Source organism: Pseudomonas sp. LS_2 (assembly GCF_042709235.1).
GTDB lineage: Bacteria > Pseudomonadota > Gammaproteobacteria > Pseudomonadales > Pseudomonadaceae > Aquipseudomonas.
Genome location: NZ_JAVAYC010000003.1, coordinates 123992 through 139970, shown reverse-complemented (window position 1 = coordinate 139970; position 15979 = coordinate 123992). Strand labels below are relative to the sequence as shown.

The 15979-nt window shown below is 65.1% G+C and carries 14 protein-coding genes; 6 read left to right on the top strand and 8 right to left on the bottom strand.

Features of this window, described 5'->3' with window-relative positions:
* Window positions 1–24: 24 nt before the first annotated feature.
* Window positions 25–708, bottom strand: a complete 684-nt coding sequence (locus RAC97_RS03960) for an alpha/beta fold hydrolase (RefSeq protein WP_375098094.1) — start codon at window positions 706–708, stop codon at window positions 25–27.
* Between the two features lie 194 nt (window positions 709–902).
* A complete protein-coding gene (locus RAC97_RS03955; protein ID WP_375097975.1) occupies window positions 903–1778 on the bottom strand; it encodes an AEC family transporter in 876 nt (291 codons plus the stop codon).
* A 272-nt stretch (window positions 1779–2050) separates the two neighbouring features.
* Between RAC97_RS03955 and RAC97_RS03950 the strand changes: the two genes are divergently transcribed.
* Both RAC97_RS03950 and RAC97_RS03945 read left to right on the top strand, forming a co-directional pair.
* Window positions 2051–3352: an MFS transporter gene (locus RAC97_RS03950; RefSeq protein ID WP_377747876.1), complete on the top strand. Its 1302-nt coding sequence runs from the start codon at window positions 2051–2053 to the stop codon at window positions 3350–3352.
* 84 nt (window positions 3353–3436) lie between these two features.
* Entirely contained in the window at window positions 3437–3757 is a 321-nt protein-coding gene (locus RAC97_RS03945) for a hypothetical protein (RefSeq protein WP_375097973.1), read from the top strand.
* Here RAC97_RS03945 and RAC97_RS03940 read toward each other — a convergent pair whose 3' ends face one another.
* Window positions 3758–4690 (bottom strand): LysR family transcriptional regulator, encoded by a 933-nt coding sequence (locus tag RAC97_RS03940; RefSeq protein ID WP_375097972.1) that lies wholly within the window; start codon window positions 4688–4690, stop codon window positions 3758–3760. It abuts the gene before it with no gap.
* Between the two features lie 113 nt (window positions 4691–4803).
* Here RAC97_RS03940 and RAC97_RS03935 point away from each other — a divergent pair, with 113 nt between their 5' ends.
* Window positions 4804–5055 (top strand): DUF2790 domain-containing protein, encoded by a 252-nt coding sequence (locus RAC97_RS03935; RefSeq protein ID WP_375097971.1) that lies wholly within the window; start codon window positions 4804–4806, stop codon window positions 5053–5055.
* Between the two features lie 4 nt (window positions 5056–5059).
* Here RAC97_RS03935 and RAC97_RS03930 read toward each other — a convergent pair whose 3' ends face one another.
* Window positions 5060–5752, bottom strand: a complete 693-nt coding sequence (locus tag RAC97_RS03930; RefSeq protein WP_375097970.1) for a tRNA (adenine(22)-N(1))-methyltransferase TrmK — start codon at window positions 5750–5752, stop codon at window positions 5060–5062.
* Between the two features lie 146 nt (window positions 5753–5898).
* Here RAC97_RS03930 and RAC97_RS03925 point away from each other — a divergent pair, with 146 nt between their 5' ends.
* From RAC97_RS03925 to RAC97_RS03915, 3 genes are all read left to right on the top strand, one after another.
* Window positions 5899–6279: a RidA family protein gene (locus RAC97_RS03925; RefSeq protein WP_375097969.1), complete on the top strand. Its 381-nt coding sequence runs from the start codon at window positions 5899–5901 to the stop codon at window positions 6277–6279.
* A 198-nt stretch (window positions 6280–6477) separates the two neighbouring features.
* Complete coding sequence (locus tag RAC97_RS03920) at window positions 6478–8478, top strand: U32 family peptidase (RefSeq protein WP_375097968.1); 2001 nt, start codon at window positions 6478–6480, stop codon at window positions 8476–8478.
* Between the two features lie 135 nt (window positions 8479–8613).
* The gene (locus tag RAC97_RS03915) at window positions 8614–9171 is read left to right on the top strand and encodes a TetR/AcrR family transcriptional regulator (protein ID WP_375097967.1); all 558 of its coding nucleotides are present in this window, start codon (window positions 8614–8616) and stop codon (window positions 9169–9171) included.
* An 89-nt stretch (window positions 9172–9260) separates the two neighbouring features.
* Here RAC97_RS03915 and RAC97_RS03910 read toward each other — a convergent pair whose 3' ends face one another.
* The 4 genes from RAC97_RS03910 to RAC97_RS03895 all read right to left on the bottom strand — a co-directional run bounded on the left by RAC97_RS03910 (window position 9261) and on the right by RAC97_RS03895 (window position 15863).
* Entirely contained in the window at window positions 9261–12395 is a 3135-nt protein-coding gene (locus RAC97_RS03910; RefSeq protein WP_375097966.1) for a multidrug efflux RND transporter permease subunit, read from the bottom strand.
* 15 nt (window positions 12396–12410) lie between these two features.
* Entirely contained in the window at window positions 12411–13550 is a 1140-nt protein-coding gene (locus RAC97_RS03905; RefSeq protein WP_375097965.1) for a MexC family multidrug efflux RND transporter periplasmic adaptor subunit, read from the bottom strand.
* Window positions 13551–13675: 125 nt separating this feature from the next.
* Complete coding sequence (locus tag RAC97_RS03900) at window positions 13676–14950, bottom strand: NTP/NDP exchange transporter (protein WP_375097964.1); 1275 nt, start codon at window positions 14948–14950, stop codon at window positions 13676–13678.
* Window positions 14951–14954: 4 nt separating this feature from the next.
* Complete coding sequence (locus RAC97_RS03895; RefSeq protein ID WP_375098093.1) at window positions 14955–15863, bottom strand: aldo/keto reductase; 909 nt, start codon at window positions 15861–15863, stop codon at window positions 14955–14957.
* Window positions 15864–15979 lie beyond the last annotated feature (116 nt).

Below are 15979 nucleotides of genomic sequence, written 5' to 3'. Positions count from 1 at the left end.
ACGCCGCAGTATAGCCTCGGGCCTTTATTGGCCGGGTACATGGGCCGCTTGCAGGATCAGTTTGGCCACAGCCTCCGGCTGGGACAGCAGCGACACATGGCTGGCTTGCAACTCCACGGTCTGGGCATTCATGCGCTTGGCCATGAAGCGCTGTAGCTGGGTGTCGATGGTGCGGTCCTGGGTAGAGACGGCGTACCAGGTCGGTTTGTCCTTCCAGGCGGCAATGCTGGTGCGGGCCGTCTTGATGCCTTCGCCGACCGGCTGTTGCACGGCGTAGTACATCTGTGCCTCGGCCTTGGGCAGGTCACCGGCGAAATCGTTGACGAAGGCCGATTCGCTCAGCTGGCCATAGCCGTCGGCAGACCATTGCAGGCCAGCCGAGGCCGGTGCCGCGGGGAAGCGCTTGGTCAATGCTGGGTAGTCCTCCCCCGCCTCGGGGGCGCGGGCGGCGATATACACCAGGCCTTTGACCTCAGGCGCGGTACCGGCCTGGCTTATCACCATGCCGCCATAGGAGTGGCCGACCAGGATCACCGGGCCGTCCTGGTGGGCCAGCGCGCGGTTCACCGCAGCGACATCGTCGTCCAGCGACGTGGTGGGGTTCTGTACGGCGGTCACGTGCAAGCCCTTGGCTTGCAACAAGGGAATCACCTTGGCCCAACTCGAGGCATCGGCGAACAGGCCGTGCACCAGCACGATGTTCTTCACCTCCTGGGGGGCGCTGGAAGCATTGGCGGCCCAGGCCGACGACCTGCCGGTGGCACCGGCGGCAAGGGACAGGGCGAGGACGAGCGAGCGGAGTTTCATGGGGTTCTCCCGGCTTGGCTGAGGGGTTGGAGCCACTGTAGAAAGCCGGGGGAAACGACGGCATGACGCCGTCATTACAAAAGAATGACGAGCCGCTACAGCCACAGCGCCAGTACGACCGGCAACCAAGCCAGCGACAACACCGTGGAGCACATCACCAGGTTGGCCACTTGTTCTGGCGCCTGTTTGGCGCGCACGGCCATCAGGTAGTTGAACACCGCCACCGGCATCGACGACTGGGTCACCAGCACCGCGTGGGCCAGTGGGTCGAGCCCCAGCAGCGCGCCGACGGCCCAGCCCACCGCGCCACCCAGAACGATACGCAAGCCGCCGAGCAGGATGCCGCCGCCCACGTGCTGGGGGCGGATGCTGGCCAGGGACACGCCCAGGGTCAGCAGCATCAGCGGGATGGTCATGCCGCCCAGCAGGTTGACGGTGTTGGCCAGCCAGGCCGGCAGCGTGAGGTCGAAGAAGATCAGCGGTAACGCGGCGCACAGGCTGATGACAATGGGGTTGCGCAGCAGCGCCTTGAACGAGGCGCTGCTGCCGGACATGGCCAGGCCAAGGGTGAACTGGAAGATCGCCAGGGTGAGGAAGAACGCCACCGCCAGGGCCAGACCGTGCTCGCCGAAGGCGTACAGGCTGATCGGCAGGCCCATGTTGCCGGTATTGGGAAACATGAACGCGGGCATCAATACCCGCCAGTGTTGACCCGAGGCCAAGCACACCAACCCTCCGCAAAGCGCCATGCCGAGCAGGCACAGCACGCAGGCCAGCGCCATGCTGGCGAACGCGGTCGGCTCCAGGCTCGTGCGGCTGAGGGTGGAAAGCACCAGTGACGGGGTGCCGACGCTCATCACCAGACGCGCGATGAATTCGGTCGGGTAGTCCATGCCGTTGCGCGCCCAGGCATAGCCGATACCCGCCACGAAGAACACCGGAGCCAGGACGGCGAACAGTGAAGACAGCATGTGCGCTCCTTGGGGCAGTTGGGCGAGCATTATGCGAGAAATGCCCATCTCTTGTGGGAATAGTCTGAATATGAGTGCGGATATGGCCGAGCCACACCCTGTGCGACCGATTGTCGCAACAAGGGGGCTTTGGTAACCACGGGCCAACGCGTAGAATGCCGCGCCCTTTCGCCCCATCCCCCGCATTTTCGTGCAGCACCGGCCCCTTGTGGCCAGGTTCGGCGTGCACCCGCGAAAGGCATCTGCGTTCTACTCCAGCTCTTGAGGTCTGTATGTCTTCGCGTTTGCTGGGCATGGCACTGGCGCCATTGCTCGGGTTGTTCATCGTTGCCCTGGGCAACGGCCTGCTGTACTCCCTGACCACCCTGCGCCTGGGCGCTGCCGGCGAGTCGGCGACGATGATCGGCGTCGTCTCGGCCGCTTTCTTCATCGGCCTGACCCTGGGTGCGCTGTTCAACGACCGGCTGATCCTGCGCATCGGCCATATTCGCGCCTACAGCAGCTTCGCCTCGCTGATCGCCGCGACCATTTTGCTGCAAGGGCTGTTCGTCGATACCTGGGGCTGGTTCGTCCTGCGGTTGGTCAACGGCTGGGCCACGGTCGGGGTGTTTCTGGTCATCGAGAGCTGGTTGCTGCTGGCCGGTGACGCCAAGGTGCGCGGGCGCCTGCTGGCGTTGTACATGATCGCCCTGTACGGCGCGGGGGTGCTGGGCCAGGCGATGCTCGGCAGCCTGGTGGGAATGGGCGACACCGCGCCGTTCATGGTGGCGGGCATGCTGGCGGCGTTGTCGGTGCTGCCGATCGTGATCCTGCCGCAGGTTTCGCCGCTGCTCGAGCAGGTCGAGCCGCTCAAGCCCCGGCAATTGCTGGGCGTGACCCCCAGCGGCCTGGTCGGTTGCTTCGGCTCCGGGGTAGCGATTGCCGCCGTGTATGCGCTGCTGCCGCTGTACCTGCAACGTATCGGCCTGGACGTGGGGGAAGTCGGCAGCATGATGGCCTGGGTGATCCTTGGCGCGATGCTGCTGCAGTACCCGGTGGGGCGCTGGTCGGACCGCAAGGACCGCCAGGACGTGCTGATTACCCTGGGGGCGCTGTGCGTCCTGCTGTCGCTGGTGATCCTGATGCTGCCACCGGCCTCGGGTTGGTTGCCACTGGTGCTGTTCCTGCTGGGCGGTGGCGTGTTCGCGGTGTACCCGGTGGCGGTCAGCCACGCCGCCGACCGCGCCCCGGCCGACGCCCTGGTGCCGATGATCCAAGGCTTGCTGCTGATCAACTCCCTGGGGTCGGCGCTGAGCCCGCTGGCGATCTCGCCGGTGATGACCTCCTATGGCGAGGCCGGGCTGTTCTGGGCGTTCGCCGTGGTCAACCTGGCGATGGTGAGCTGCTTCCTGTGGCGACGTGGCAAGCGCCCGGCGGCGCAGCACCCGGCACCGTTCGTGGCGAGCGCGACGTTCTCCCCTACCGGCGCCGAGTTGCGGGTGACCGAGGCGTTGATGCAGGCGGCGCAGGAGCACCCGCCGATCGTCGATGCGCTGACCGGCGAGCGACCGCCAGTGCGCACCGAGGCGGCCTGAACCTAGCCGTCCGTCGGGTATCGGGCACCCTTGGCGATGGCTGGTGGCCTAACGAATGACCATCACCTCCCCCGGAGATTACTCATGATGCGCATTCGTCCACTTCCCCTCGCCCTTGCCCTGAGCCTCACCTGCGGCGCCGCCTTTGCAGCCACCGACATGAACGGCACCGATAACCGTCCGCACGCCGGGCACACCAGCGACGCCCCCACCAAGGGCAAGACCGCTGGCGAAGGCAGCAGCGTCAACACCCCTGGCGGCACCAAGGACAATGACGCCAGCGACACCGGCACCAATTCCGATGCCGCCGACGGCGCCACGGGTGGCTCGAACAGCACCGGCGAGGCCACCGGTAGCGGTGCAGGTGCCAGCGGCGGCAAGGCCGAAGACCAGGATGCGCGCTGATCAGCGCCAGTAGCGGCGGTCGTCCACGACCTGCTCGTGCACCGCGAACAGCAGCGACAGCTGTTCGCGGATCAAGTCCAGCCAAGTACGTACCTTGGCATCTAGGTAGTGTCGCGACGGGTATAGCGCATAGACCGCGCGCTCACGCAGGCGGTGCTCGCCCAGCACGCGGCACAACCTCCCTTCGGCAAGCGCCTGGCTGGCCGAGTAGAACGGCACCAGGCCAACCCCCATTCCCAGCTCGGTAGCACGCAACATGGCGTCGGCGACGTTGGTCAGGAAGGTGTCCTTGGGCACCATGCTGAATGCCTCCGGCCCATCGCCGAATGTCCAGTGCTCCTCGAACATCGGGTCGGCCAAGCGCAGACAGGTGTGCTGTTGCAGGTCTTGCGGGCAGGTGGGCACACCCTGACGTTCCAGGTATTCGGGCGAGGCGCAGAAAATGCTGTAGAGACTGCCCAGGGGAATGGCGATCAGTTGCGAGTCCGGCAAGGCCTGGCCAACGGTGATTACTACGTCGTGCCCCTCGGCCAAGGGGTCGGGGTTGCGTTGCGACAAGGTCAGTTCCATCACCACTTCCGGGCAACTGGCGTTGTAGCGCGCTACCAGCGGCATCAACAACAGGCCCAGTCCATAAGGACAGTGGAAGCGCAGGTGGCCACGGGGTGTGAGATGAGCGCCACGGGCTTCGTCCATGGCTTCGTCGGTCATCAGCAGGATTTGCCGGGAACGCTCAAGGAAGCGCTCTCCCGCCTCGCTCATGCGCAGGCGTCGTGTCGTGCGGTGCAGCAGGCGGGTCTGCAGCTGGTTTTCCAGCTCGGCGATGATCCGCGATACCTGCGCCGCAGAAATATCCAGGGCGTTGGCCGCTGCGGCGAAGCTGCCGCACTCAACCACGCGGGTAAAGGTACGCATGGCATGCAGCATGTCCATGTAGGATCACCTTATATTCGTACGCTAAAGGCAGGAATCTATCACGGTTTACCCCATTTATTGTGGATGGCTGATGAATACATCATTAGATACATCCTCACTTGGAGACTGCCATGAACACTTCCCTGCCCCTGATCGCCCTCTGCGGCGCCCTCGCCTGCTTTAGCGCCTTTGCCGCCGAGCAACCTGCCAACGTGGCGAACTACACCTACGATACGCCGCTGGACATCGCCAAGGTGATCTCGCTCACGCCAGCCAGCAATGCCGACCGCTGCGAAGTGGGTATCGCGCACATGGTGTATGTCGACCATAAAGGCCAGACCCACGAAATTGCCTTCCGGCAAATGGGTGACTGCTCGTTGTAAGGCTTCAGGCCAGTATCTGGTGAATCCAGGCTACTTGAGTGGCGAAAGCCGCTGCCTTGTCCTGCGGCACTTCTCGAGCCCGCTCGAAGTGCGCCAGGGTTTGCTGCTTCTGACGCAGCATGCGCCGCCACTTGACTAGGAACGCCGGGCTTTTCTCCTCCATCAGCAACGGCCCGAAGTACAGCTGCTCGGCGCTGTAGGCCACCGCCTGCCCCGGCTCGGCGACGATGATCTCGTAGTCGAAGCGGTTTTCGCGCAGCACTTCCTCATGCACGATGCAGTAGCCGTTTTCCATCAACCATTGGCGCAGCTCACGCTCGCCGCCATTGGGTTGCAGCACCAGGCGCTCGCTGCCGGCCAGGCGCTGCTTGCCTTGCGCGAGAATGTCGCGAATGGTTTCCCCGCCCATGCCACACAGGCTGATGGCGCTGACCCGGTCAGTGGGCTCGATGGCCGCCAGACCATTGGCCAGGCGCACGGTGATACGCGCTTGCAGGCCATTGCGCAGCACATTGCGCCGCGCCGACTCGAACGGGGTTTGCGCCGTCTCGCCAGCCACCGCCGCCTCGAGCGCGCCACGCAGCATCAGCGCTACCGGCAGGTAGCCGTGGTCCGAGCCGATGTCGGCCAGGCGCGCGCCCGGAGGAATATGCGCTGCCACCCGTTCCAGGCGCATCGACAGTGTGTGTTCGTTCAACTCAAACCCCTTGCATGGCAAACGGCGGCGATTCTGACCGCGCAGCCCCGGCATTTCAATGTGCGGCTGACGGGTGCGCGGCTCGACCCTCGGCCATGGCTCGCGTAGGCTTGCGCCTTTCCTTCCGTAGCAAGGCAGCATTTTTCATGGCACACGCAGACATCCGCTTCACCCCCGACCCGGACGCCGACTCCATTTCCTCGGATGTGGCCGAATACAACGGCCTGCTGGTAACCACGCAGATTCCGCTGCGCACCGATGGTGAGCTGGAGCTGGGCGATATCCAGACCCAGAGCGAGCGCACGTTGCAGCTTCTGAAGGAGTCCCTGGAGCGTGCCGGCAGCTCCATGGACCGCGTGCTGCACCTGACCATCTACCTCACCGACATGGCCGACCGCGCCGCCTTCAACGAGGTCTACAAGCGTTTCTTCGCCAAGCCATGGCCCGTACGCGCTGCCGTCGGCGTGTCGGCCTTGGCATTCGAGGGCATGCGCGTGGAAGTCACGGCCATGGCCGCCAAGGGCTGAGCTACCTGACAAGGTCTGCACACACCCTGTAGGAACGGGCTCGGCCGCGCATGCCGGCGCAGCCGGTGCCATACATCGCGGCGCCATCTTCGCGGGTAAACCCGTTCCCACGGGGGCTTCGTCACCCCAAGGATGCTCCCGCAGCATTTCGCCGCTACAATGCGCACCTTGACCGTGACCAGCCAAAACCATAACGACATGTCCCTTCCAAAGAACCACCTGGAACTGCTCAGCCCTGCCCGTGACGTTGCCATCGCCCGCGAGGCGATCCTGCACGGTGCCGATGCCATCTACATCGGTGGCCCGAGCTTCGGCGCCCGCCACAACGCCTGCAACGATGTCAGCGACATCGCCGGGCTGGTCGAATTCGCCCACCGCTACCATGCGCGGGTCTTCACCACCCTCAACACCATTCTTCACGACAACGAACTGGAGCCCGCTCGCCAGCTGATCCACCAGTTGTACGACGCCGGTGTCGACGCGCTGATCGTGCAGGACCTGGGGGTGATGGAACTGGACATCCCACCGATCGAGCTGCATGCCAGCACGCAAACCGACATCCGCACCCTGGCGCGGGCCAAGTTCCTCGACCAGGCCGGTTTCTCGCAGCTGGTATTGGCCCGAGAGCTGAACCTGCAAGAGATCCGCGCCATCGCCGCTGAAACCGAAGCAGCCGTCGAATTCTTCATTCACGGTGCGCTGTGCGTGGCCTTCTCCGGCCAGTGCAACATCTCCCACGCCCAGACCGGGCGCAGCGCCAACCGCGGCGACTGCTCCCAGGCCTGCCGCCTGCCGTACACCCTCAAGGACGACCAGGGCCGCGTGGTGGCGTTCGAGAAGCACCTGCTGTCGATGAAGGACAACAACCAGACCGCCAATCTGCGCGACCTGGTGGATGCCGGCGTGCGCTCGTTCAAGATCGAAGGCCGCTACAAGGACATGGGCTACGTGAAGAACATCACCGCCCACTACCGCAAGGAGCTTGACGCCATCCTCGAGGACCGCCCCGCCCTGGCCCGCGCCTCCAGCGGGCGCACCGAACACTTCTTCGTGCCCGACCCGGACAAGACCTTCCACCGCGGCAGCACCGACTACTTCGTCAGCGAGCGCAAGATCGACATCGGCGCCTTCGACTCGCCAACCTTCACCGGCCTGCCGGTGGGCGTGGTGGAAAAGGTCGGCAAGCGTGACCTGCTGGTGGCCACCGAGGTGCCGTTGACCAACGGTGATGGCCTGAACGTGCTGGTCAAGCGCGAGGTGGTGGGTTTCCGCGCCAATATCGCCGAACTGAAAAGCGAGTCCGAGGAAGACGGCCAGAAGCGCTACCGCTACCGGGTCGAGCCCAACGAAATGCCCGAGGGCCTGTACAAGCTGCGTCCCAACCACCCGCTGTCGCGCAACCTCGACCATAACTGGCAGCAGGCCCTGCAGCGCACTTCCGCCGAGCGCCGGGTGGGCATCGAGTGGCATGCCGTGCTGACCGAGCAGCGCCTGATGCTGACAGCCGGCAGCGAGGAAGGTGTGAGTGTGCAGGTGGCGCTGGACGGTCCGTTCGGTGCGGCCAACAAGCCGCAGCAGGCGCTGGATCAACTGCACGACCTGCTGGGCCAACTGGGCACCACCCAGTACCACGCCAATGCCATCGTGCTGGACGCCCCGCAGGCCTACTTCATCCCCAATTCGCAGCTCAAGGCCCTGCGCCGCGAGGCGGTCGAGGCACTGACCGAGGCGCGGGTCAAGGCCCACCCCCGCGGCCGGCGCAAGGCCGAGACCAATCCGCCACCGGTCTACCCCGAGGCGCATTTGTCGTTCCTGGCCAACGTCTACAACCAGAAGGCTCGCGACTTCTACCACCGTCATGGGGTGAAGCTGATCGACGCCGCGTACGAAGCCCATGAGGAGCACGGCGAGGTGCCGGTGATGATCACCAAGCACTGCCTGCGTTTCTCCTTCAACCTGTGCCCCAAGCAGGCCAAGGGCGTGACCGGCGTGCGCACCAAGGTCGCGCCGATGCAGCTGGTGCATGGCGACGAGGTGCTGACCCTGAAGTTCGACTGCAAGCCCTGCGAAATGCATGTGGTCGGCAAGATGAAGAGCCACATCATCGACCTGCCCACGCCCGGCAGCGCGGTGGGTCAGGTAGTCGGGCATATCAGCCCGGAAGACCTGCTCAAGACCATCGTGCGCGCGCCGCATTGAGCATGACGGGGACCCGTCATGGTCCCCGTATTCGAAGCAAACAGGTCTCAAACAAGACTCCAGCATCTCGCTTGAGTTGAAAGCACTCCATTTTCCTGCACAATGGTTGCCATGCGACCTATGCGAGGAGCCTCGATGCAACCCCCATCCCAAGACGAACGCCTGCTCAAGGCGCTCGCCCATGCCATCGTCCTCCACCCCCGCGCGACCCTGAAGGAACTGGCCGAGGCTGCCGGTATCAGCAAGGCCACCCTGCACCGCTTCTGCGGCACCCGCGACAACCTCGTGGACATGCTTGAACAACATGGCGAGCGGGTACTCAACCAGGTCATCGAAGACGCCGACCTTGGCAACGCCGAACCGCTGTCGGCGCTACGCCAGTTGATCACCGAGCACCTCAAGCACCACGAGATGCTGCTGTTCCTGATGTTCCAGTACCGTCCCGACACCTTGCTGGGTGACGGCGACGACCGCCGCTGGAAAGCCTACAACCAGGCCATGGATGTGTTCTTCCTGCGGGCCCAGCAGATGGGCGTGCTGCGCATCGATATCAGCGCGGCGGTGTTCACCGAAATGTTCCTGACCATGATCTTCGGCATGGCCGACGCCGAACGCCGCGGCCGAGCGGCCCGTGCTTATTCGGCGCAGGCGCTGGAGCAGTTGTTCCTGCACGGCGCGCGGGTCCAGGCTTAACCTGTAGGAGCGGGCTTGCCCGCGAACCAGGGCGCAGCCCTGGCCATACACCGCAGTGGTATCTTCGCGGGCAAGCCCGCTCCTGCATATCAGCCCTCTGCGAGTTCCGCAGCCTCTGCCTTCTTCTTCGCCTGGCGCTTGAGCACCGATAGCACCCAGACGAAGCAGATCGGCACGAACACTACCCCAAGCAAGGTCGCGCTGAGCATGCCGCCAATCACCCCGGTACCAATTGCTCGCTGGCTCGCGGCACCTGCGCCGCTGGCGATGGCCAGGGGCACCACGCCGAGGATGAACGCCATGGAGGTCATCACGATCGGCCTGAAGCGCAGGCGCGCAGCTTCCAGGGCGGCATCGCGCAAGCTGTAGCCCTTCTCCCAGAGTTCCTTGGCGAACTCGACGATCAGGATCGCGTTCTTCGCCGCCAGGCCAATGATGGTGATCAAGCCGACCTTGAAATACACATCGTTGGGCATGCCTGCGGCCATCACCGCCAGCACCGCGCCCAAGGCACCGATCGGCACGATCAGCAGCACGGTCAACGGAATGGCCCAGCTCTCGTACAGCGCCACCAAGAGCAGGAACACCACCAGAATGGCCAGTGCAAACAGGCTGCTGGCCTGGCCGCTGGAGACCTTTTCCTGGTACGAAAGCCCCGTCCAGGCGTAGCCGATGCCTGGCGGCAGGTCGGCGGCCAGGCGCTCCATCTCGGCCATGGCCTGGCCAGTACTGTGGCCTGGCGCGGCGTCGCCGGCGATGCGGATCGAGGGGTAGCCGTTGTAGCGCACGATCTGCACCGGCCCTTCTTCCCAGCGCGTGGAAACGAAGGCGCTGAACGGCACCTGCTGCCCTGAAGCGTTGGGCGCATACAGGCGCAGCACGCTCTCCGGGGTCATCCGCTCGCCCTGCTCGGCCTGCACCACGACGCGTTGCTGGCGGCCGGCGTTGGTGAAGTCGTTGATCACCTGCGAGCCGAATGCCGTGGACAAGGTGTTGCTGATGGTTTCGAAGGTCACGCCCAGGGCGCGAGCCTTCTCGCGGTCCACGTCGACCCGAAGCTGCGGTGCCTCGGCCAGGCCCTCCATCATCGCGTAGAGGATCGCCGGGTTGCCGTTGGCCTCCTGGAGCAATTTGTCGCGGGCTGCCAGCAACGCCTCGCGGCCAAGGTTGCCACGGTCCAACAGACGCAAGGCGAAACCACCGGAGTTGCCCAAGCCATCGATCGGCGGCGGGTTGACCGCCATGATGCTGCCATCGCCGTGGCTGGCGAAACGTGCGTTGACCGCAGCGGTTTCGGCTTCCACCGATTGCTCGGCGCTGCGCTCGGACCAGTCCTTGAACGTCGGGAAGGCCAGCGCGGCGTTCTCGCCCATACCCGAAAAGCTGAAGCCGCTGACCACGAACACCGAAGCCAGCGCCTCGCGGGTCATCATGAACTGTTCCAGGGCCTGGCCGGTGGCGTCGGTACGCAGGCGGCTGGCGCCCGGCGGCAACTGGATGTCGACGATGGCATACCCTTGGTCTTCGACCGGCACGAACGATTCGGGCAAACGCAGGTAGAAGTAGCCCAGCACCACGAGGATCCCGGCGTACACCAGCATGAAACGCCCGGCGCGGGCTACCAGGGCACCGTTGAGCGCCGAGTAGCGGTCGGTCAGACGGGTGAAGCCGCGGTTGAAAGCGCCGAAGAACCCGCGCTTTTCATGATGCCCCTGAGGCACCGGCTTGAGCAGCGTGGCGCACAATGCAGGGGTGAAGGTCAGGGCCAGGAAGCCGGAGAACAGGATCGACACCGCCAGCGACAGCGAGAACTGCTGGTAGATCACCCCCACCGATCCGGACATGAACGCCAGCGGCAGGAACACTGCCGACAGCACAAGGGTGATACCGATGATCGCCCCCGACACCTGCCCCATCGCCTTGATCGTCGCCTGGGTCGGCGGCAGGCCTTCCTCGGCCATGATCCGCTCGACGTTCTCCACCACCACGATGGCGTCGTCGACCAGGATGCCGATCGCCAGCACCATGCCGAACATGGTCATCATGTTCACCGAAAAGCCCAGCAGCTTCATGATCACCAGCGTACCAAGCAGGCAAACCGGCACCACGATCGAGGGGATCAGGGTGTAGCGAATGTTCTGCAGGAACAGGAACATCACCAGGAACACCAGCACCATCGCCTCGACCAGGGTGGCGATTACCTTGCCGATGGCCACGTCGACAAAGCGCGAGGTGTCGTAGGGAATCGAATACTCGACCCCTTCGGGGAAGAATTCGGACAGCTCGTCCAGGCGCTCCTTGACCAACGCCGCGGTCTTCAGGGCATTGGCCCCCGGCGCCAGCTGGATCGCCCCGGCCACGGCCGGCTTGCCATCCAGGCGCGAAGAGAAGTTGTAGCTTTCGCTGCCCACCTCAAGACGCGCCACATCGGCCAGGCGCACCATCGAGCCATCCGGGTTGGCGCGCAATACCACGCGGCCGAAGGCCTGCGGGTCGTCCAAGGTGCCGTGCACCGCCAGGGTCGCGGTCAGCTCCTGCTGGCTGTTGCCCGGCGCGCTGCCGAAGGCCCCCGCCGGTACCTGCACGTTCTGCCCGCGAATGGCGTTGCCCACGTCATCGATCGACAAGCCGTAGCCCACCAGCTTCTGCGGGTCGATCCATACACGCATGGCTGCTTCCGAGGAGAAGAACTGCAACTTCCCCACCCCGGGCAGGCGGCGCAGCTCGTTGTTGATGTTGCGTGCGGCGTAATCGCCCAGCTGGGTAGTGTCGCCGCTGGCGCTGGAGTCCTTGTAGTTCAAGGCGTAGATCAGCAAAAAGCCCGCGCTGGTCTGCTCGACTTCGATGCCCTGGGTGGTCACCGCGCCCGGCAGCCGGGCCTCGGCCTTCTTGAGGCGGTTCTGCACGTCGACCTGGGCCAGCTCCGGCTCGGTGCCCGGTTCGAAGGTAACGACGATCTCGGCGATGCCGTTGGAGTTGTTGGTCGACTCGAAGTACAGCAGGTTCTTGGCGCCGTTGAGCGACTCCTCGATGACGCTGGTCACCGACTCCACCAGCACCTTGGCCGAGGCCCCTGGGTAGGTGGCGGTGATGGTGATCTGTGGCGGCGCCACGCTGGGGTACTGGGCCACCGGCAACATCGGGATGGCCAGCAGGCCTGCCAGGGAGATGAACAGGGCCACGACCCAGGCAAGATTGGGCCGGGCGATGAAGAACTTGGACATTGGACTCTCCCTGTATCAGCGCGTCGCGGCCTGTTGCGCCGCGCTCGGCGCTACCGGCGACCCTGGTGCGAGCCCTGCCGGACTACCGACGATGACCTGGTCACCCGGCTGCAGCCCTTCGAGGATCTGCCAGCGCGCGCCCTGCATGGCCCCGGTGCGCACCTCGCGGGCCTCGGCCATGCCGTCGGCCCCCACCAGCATTACCCGCGCCTGGCCGTCGGCACTGCGCTGCACCGCGCGTTGCGGTACCAGGATGGCGCGGTTGTCGGTGCCTTGCGGGGTGCGCACACGCACATACATGCCAGGCAGCAGAATGCCGTCGGCATTGTCGAAGCGCCCCCGCAGGGTGACTTGGCCGGTGCCCGGGTCGACCGCCACATCGGTGAACATCAGCTGGCCCTGGCGCTCGTAGTCGGTACCCTCTACCCGCGCCGTCAGCACCTGGTCGTCGCGGGCCAGGGCGCCATCCTTGAGCGCCTGGCGCAAGCGCAGGGCGTCGGCGGCGGACTGGGTGAAGTCGATGTAGATGGGGTTGAGCTGCTGGATGCGCGCCATCAGCGTGGCGTCGCCCTGCCCTACCAATGCGCCCTCGGTGATCAGGGCACGACCAATACGCCCGGAAATGGGCGCCTTGACCGTGGCGTAGCCAAGGTTCAGGCGGGCGGTCTCGACATCGGCCTGGGCCGAGCGGATGGCTGCTTCGGCGCTGCGCAGGTCGGCGCTGGCAGTGTCGAAGTCCTGCTGACTGACGGCCTCGATCTGCACCAGCGGTGCGTAGCGACGTACCCGTGCCTGGGCCTCCTGGCGCACCGCCTCGGCCCGCGCCAGGTCGCCCTCGGCACGTGACAAAGCGGCCTTGAACGGCGCCGGGTCGATCTGGAACAGCACATCGCCGGCCTTGACGTCGGCGCCTTCCTCGAAACGCTTGTTCAGCACGATACCGGCCACCCGTGCACGCACCTCGGCCACGCGCATGGGCTCGACGCGGCCAGGCAGGGTTGAGGCCAGGTTCAGGACTTCGTTGGCGACTGTGACGGTTTGTACCGGAAGGGGGGAAGGCGCGGCGGCCTGCTGGCCACCCTCGTCGCCACAGCCCGCCAGGGCCACGGCTACGGCCAGGAGGCTGGCCATGCCTGTTGCACGCAGATTGCTCATTTTTTCGCTCACCGAGCCTTGGGAAAACCGGTCGGATGGTACTCATGGCACGCGGGTGAGTCAATTTAGTCTCATTTGATCTTGTTAAATATTGTAAGGAAGCGTCTCCCCTGCAGGCCCACGCATCATTGTTCTTCCAGGCGCCGCTGTTGCCGCCCCAGCCAGCCGCCAGTGATACCCCAGCCAAGGGCGATCAAAGCGCCGATCAGCATTGCCAACTGCGGATGCTCGCCCATCAAGTCCAGGCCTCGCTTGACCCAGCCGCTCAGCGCGTCGCCACCTCGGTAGACCACGGTGTCGATAAAGTTCTTGGCTTTGTATTTGTGCTCGGCCGGCAACACCGTGAACAGCATCTCCCGGCCCGGGCGCACCAGGGCGTACTCACCCGCGCGGCGTACCACCATCACCACGACGAACACCGCGAAAACGGGTGCCAACGCCAGCCACAGGAACCCGGCAGCCATCACCAGTGGCACCCCCACCAGCAGCACGCCAACCCCCAGGTGCCGGGCCAGGCGACCGGTCAGGAACACCTGGGTAAGGATCGCCAACGCCTGCACCACGGTGTCGATGATGCCGAACACCTGGGTCTGGCGGGTACGGTCGGTGAAGGTCTCGCTGACAATACGGGCCTGCTCGAAGTACAGGAAGGTGCTGACGCTGGCCAGCAGCACCACGAACAGCGCGATGCCCAGCAAGTAAGGCGAGCGCACCACCGCCATGGCGCCGGCGAACGGGTTGCCACCCAATGGGCGTGAGGCCGGGTGTTCGGTCGTCGTCGGCAGCGGGTTGCGTTGACGCCAGGCCTGCAGGTACAACGCCGCCGCTACGCTGCCCAGCAGGAACAGCCCGGCCAGCACCAGCAGCCCGGCATGGCCCAGGGGCTCCACCAGCAAGGTGCCGAGGATCGGCCCGCTCAAGCCACCCAGGCTGGCACCCGCCGCGAGCAGGCCGAACAGGCGCTTGCCCTGCTCGCTGGAGAACAAGTCGGCGAACACGCTCCAGGCCAGGGAAATGGCCAGAAGGTTGAACACCGACAACCAGATATAAAAAGCCCGCGCATTCCAGAGTTCATCTGGGTCGCGGGCAAAGAGCACAGCGAACAACAAAAGGTTGCTGATGAAGAACCCATAGGCCCACGGCAGGATGCGCCGCCGCGGAACCCGAGAGGCCAGCCAGCCAAACAACGGCAGGCACACCAGGGTGGCGACAAAGGTGCCGGTGAACAGCCATTGCAGGTTGTCCACGCCGCCGGCCACGCCCATGGTCTCGCGCACCGGGCGCAGCATGAAATAACCGGTGAACAACAAATAGAACAGCAGCAGCCCGGCGACCACCGCGGGGCTCTCACCGGGCTGGATGTTGAAGCTTTGGTCCAGGCGGCGGCGCCAGCCGTTCATGGCCTCACGCAAACTGCTTGACCAGCGCCTGCTGCTGCGCCTCGCTCAACAACGGGCCAACGCCTGCCTTGAGCTGGTCGAGCTGACGGTCCGGGCGGCCGGTGGCGGGAATCACTGCGGTGACGGCCGGGTGGCTGATGGCGAACTTGAGGAACAGTTGCGCCCAACTGCTGATGCCGGCTTCTGCAGCCCAGCCAGGCAAGGCCTGGTCCTTGACCTTGGCAAACAAGCGGCCATCGTCGAAGGCACGGTTGATCAGCACCGCCACGCCCTTGTCGCGGCACAGCGGCAAGAGCTCGCGGGCGGCTTGCGGGGCATTGACCGAATAGTTGATCTGCACGAAGTCCAACGGCTCGCTGCGCACGATCTCGGCGACCGCCTCGTGGCCGCTGGCCAGGTAATGGGTGATGCCGATGTAGCGGGTCTTGCCCTGCTGCTTGAGCTCGCGGGCGTAGGGCAGCTGGGTCTTCCAGTCGCGCAGGTTGTGGATCTGCAACAGATCGACCTTGTCGGTGCGCAGGCTGCGCAGAGTCTCGGCCCACTGCTGACGCGCCGCCTCGGGGCTGTCGGCAGCGATCTTGGTGGCGAGGAAGCACTGGCGGTGCCAGCCGCCCTCCTCCAGCAACTGCCCGAGAATGGCATCGGCGCCGCCATAGTTGGGCGAGGTGTCGATGATCTTGCCACCGCCCTGGAAGAAGGCCTTGAGCACTTCCTTGAGCTGCTGGTAGTGGGCGGACCCCGCCGACACCTCGAAGCTGCCGGAAGTACCTGCACCGATCACCGGCAACGCTTCGCCGGTGGAGGGCACCGTGCGGGTGAGCATTCCCGCAGTGCTCTGGGCCCGCAGCATCGGGCTGGCGGCCAGCAGGCCCAGGGCGGCGCTGGCGAGCAGGACATCGCGACGTGCGTACATCATAAGAAAGCTCCCGTGGGTGTCGGTGCCGCTTCCTAGGAAACTGCACCACCGTCATCAATCGGAAACTTTCAAGGCTAGTCGCAATGTCCTACAGCGCTTGGCGATTCTGTATC

Bases quoted from the DNA above. Each gene is read 5' to 3' on its own strand.
- RAC97_RS03950 (WP_377747876.1), top strand. From the start codon at position 2,051: ATGTCTTCGCGTTTGCTGGGCATGGCACTGGCGCCATTGCTCGGGTTG.
- RAC97_RS03895 (WP_375098093.1), bottom strand. From the start codon at position 15,863: ATGTACGCACGTCGCGATGTCCTGCTCGCCAGCGCCGCCCTGGGCCTG.
- RAC97_RS03945 (WP_375097973.1), top strand. From the start codon at position 3,437: ATGATGCGCATTCGTCCACTTCCCCTCGCCCTTGCCCTGAGCCTCACC.
- RAC97_RS03905 (WP_375097965.1), bottom strand. From the start codon at position 13,550: ATGAGCAATCTGCGTGCAACAGGCATGGCCAGCCTCCTGGCCGTAGCC.
- RAC97_RS03920 (WP_375097968.1), top strand. From the start codon at position 6,478: ATGTCCCTTCCAAAGAACCACCTGGAACTGCTCAGCCCTGCCCGTGAC.
- RAC97_RS03955 (WP_375097975.1), bottom strand. From the start codon at position 1,778: ATGCTGTCTTCACTGTTCGCCGTCCTGGCTCCGGTGTTCTTCGTGGCG.
- RAC97_RS03940 (WP_375097972.1), bottom strand. From the start codon at position 4,690: ATGGACATGCTGCATGCCATGCGTACCTTTACCCGCGTGGTTGAGTGC.
- RAC97_RS03900 (WP_375097964.1), bottom strand. From the start codon at position 14,950: ATGAACGGCTGGCGCCGCCGCCTGGACCAAAGCTTCAACATCCAGCCC.
- RAC97_RS03915 (WP_375097967.1), top strand. From the start codon at position 8,614: ATGCAACCCCCATCCCAAGACGAACGCCTGCTCAAGGCGCTCGCCCAT.
- RAC97_RS03910 (WP_375097966.1), bottom strand. From the start codon at position 12,395: ATGTCCAAGTTCTTCATCGCCCGGCCCAATCTTGCCTGGGTCGTGGCC.
- RAC97_RS03935 (WP_375097971.1), top strand. From the start codon at position 4,804: ATGAACACTTCCCTGCCCCTGATCGCCCTCTGCGGCGCCCTCGCCTGC.
- RAC97_RS03925 (WP_375097969.1), top strand. From the start codon at position 5,899: ATGGCACACGCAGACATCCGCTTCACCCCCGACCCGGACGCCGACTCC.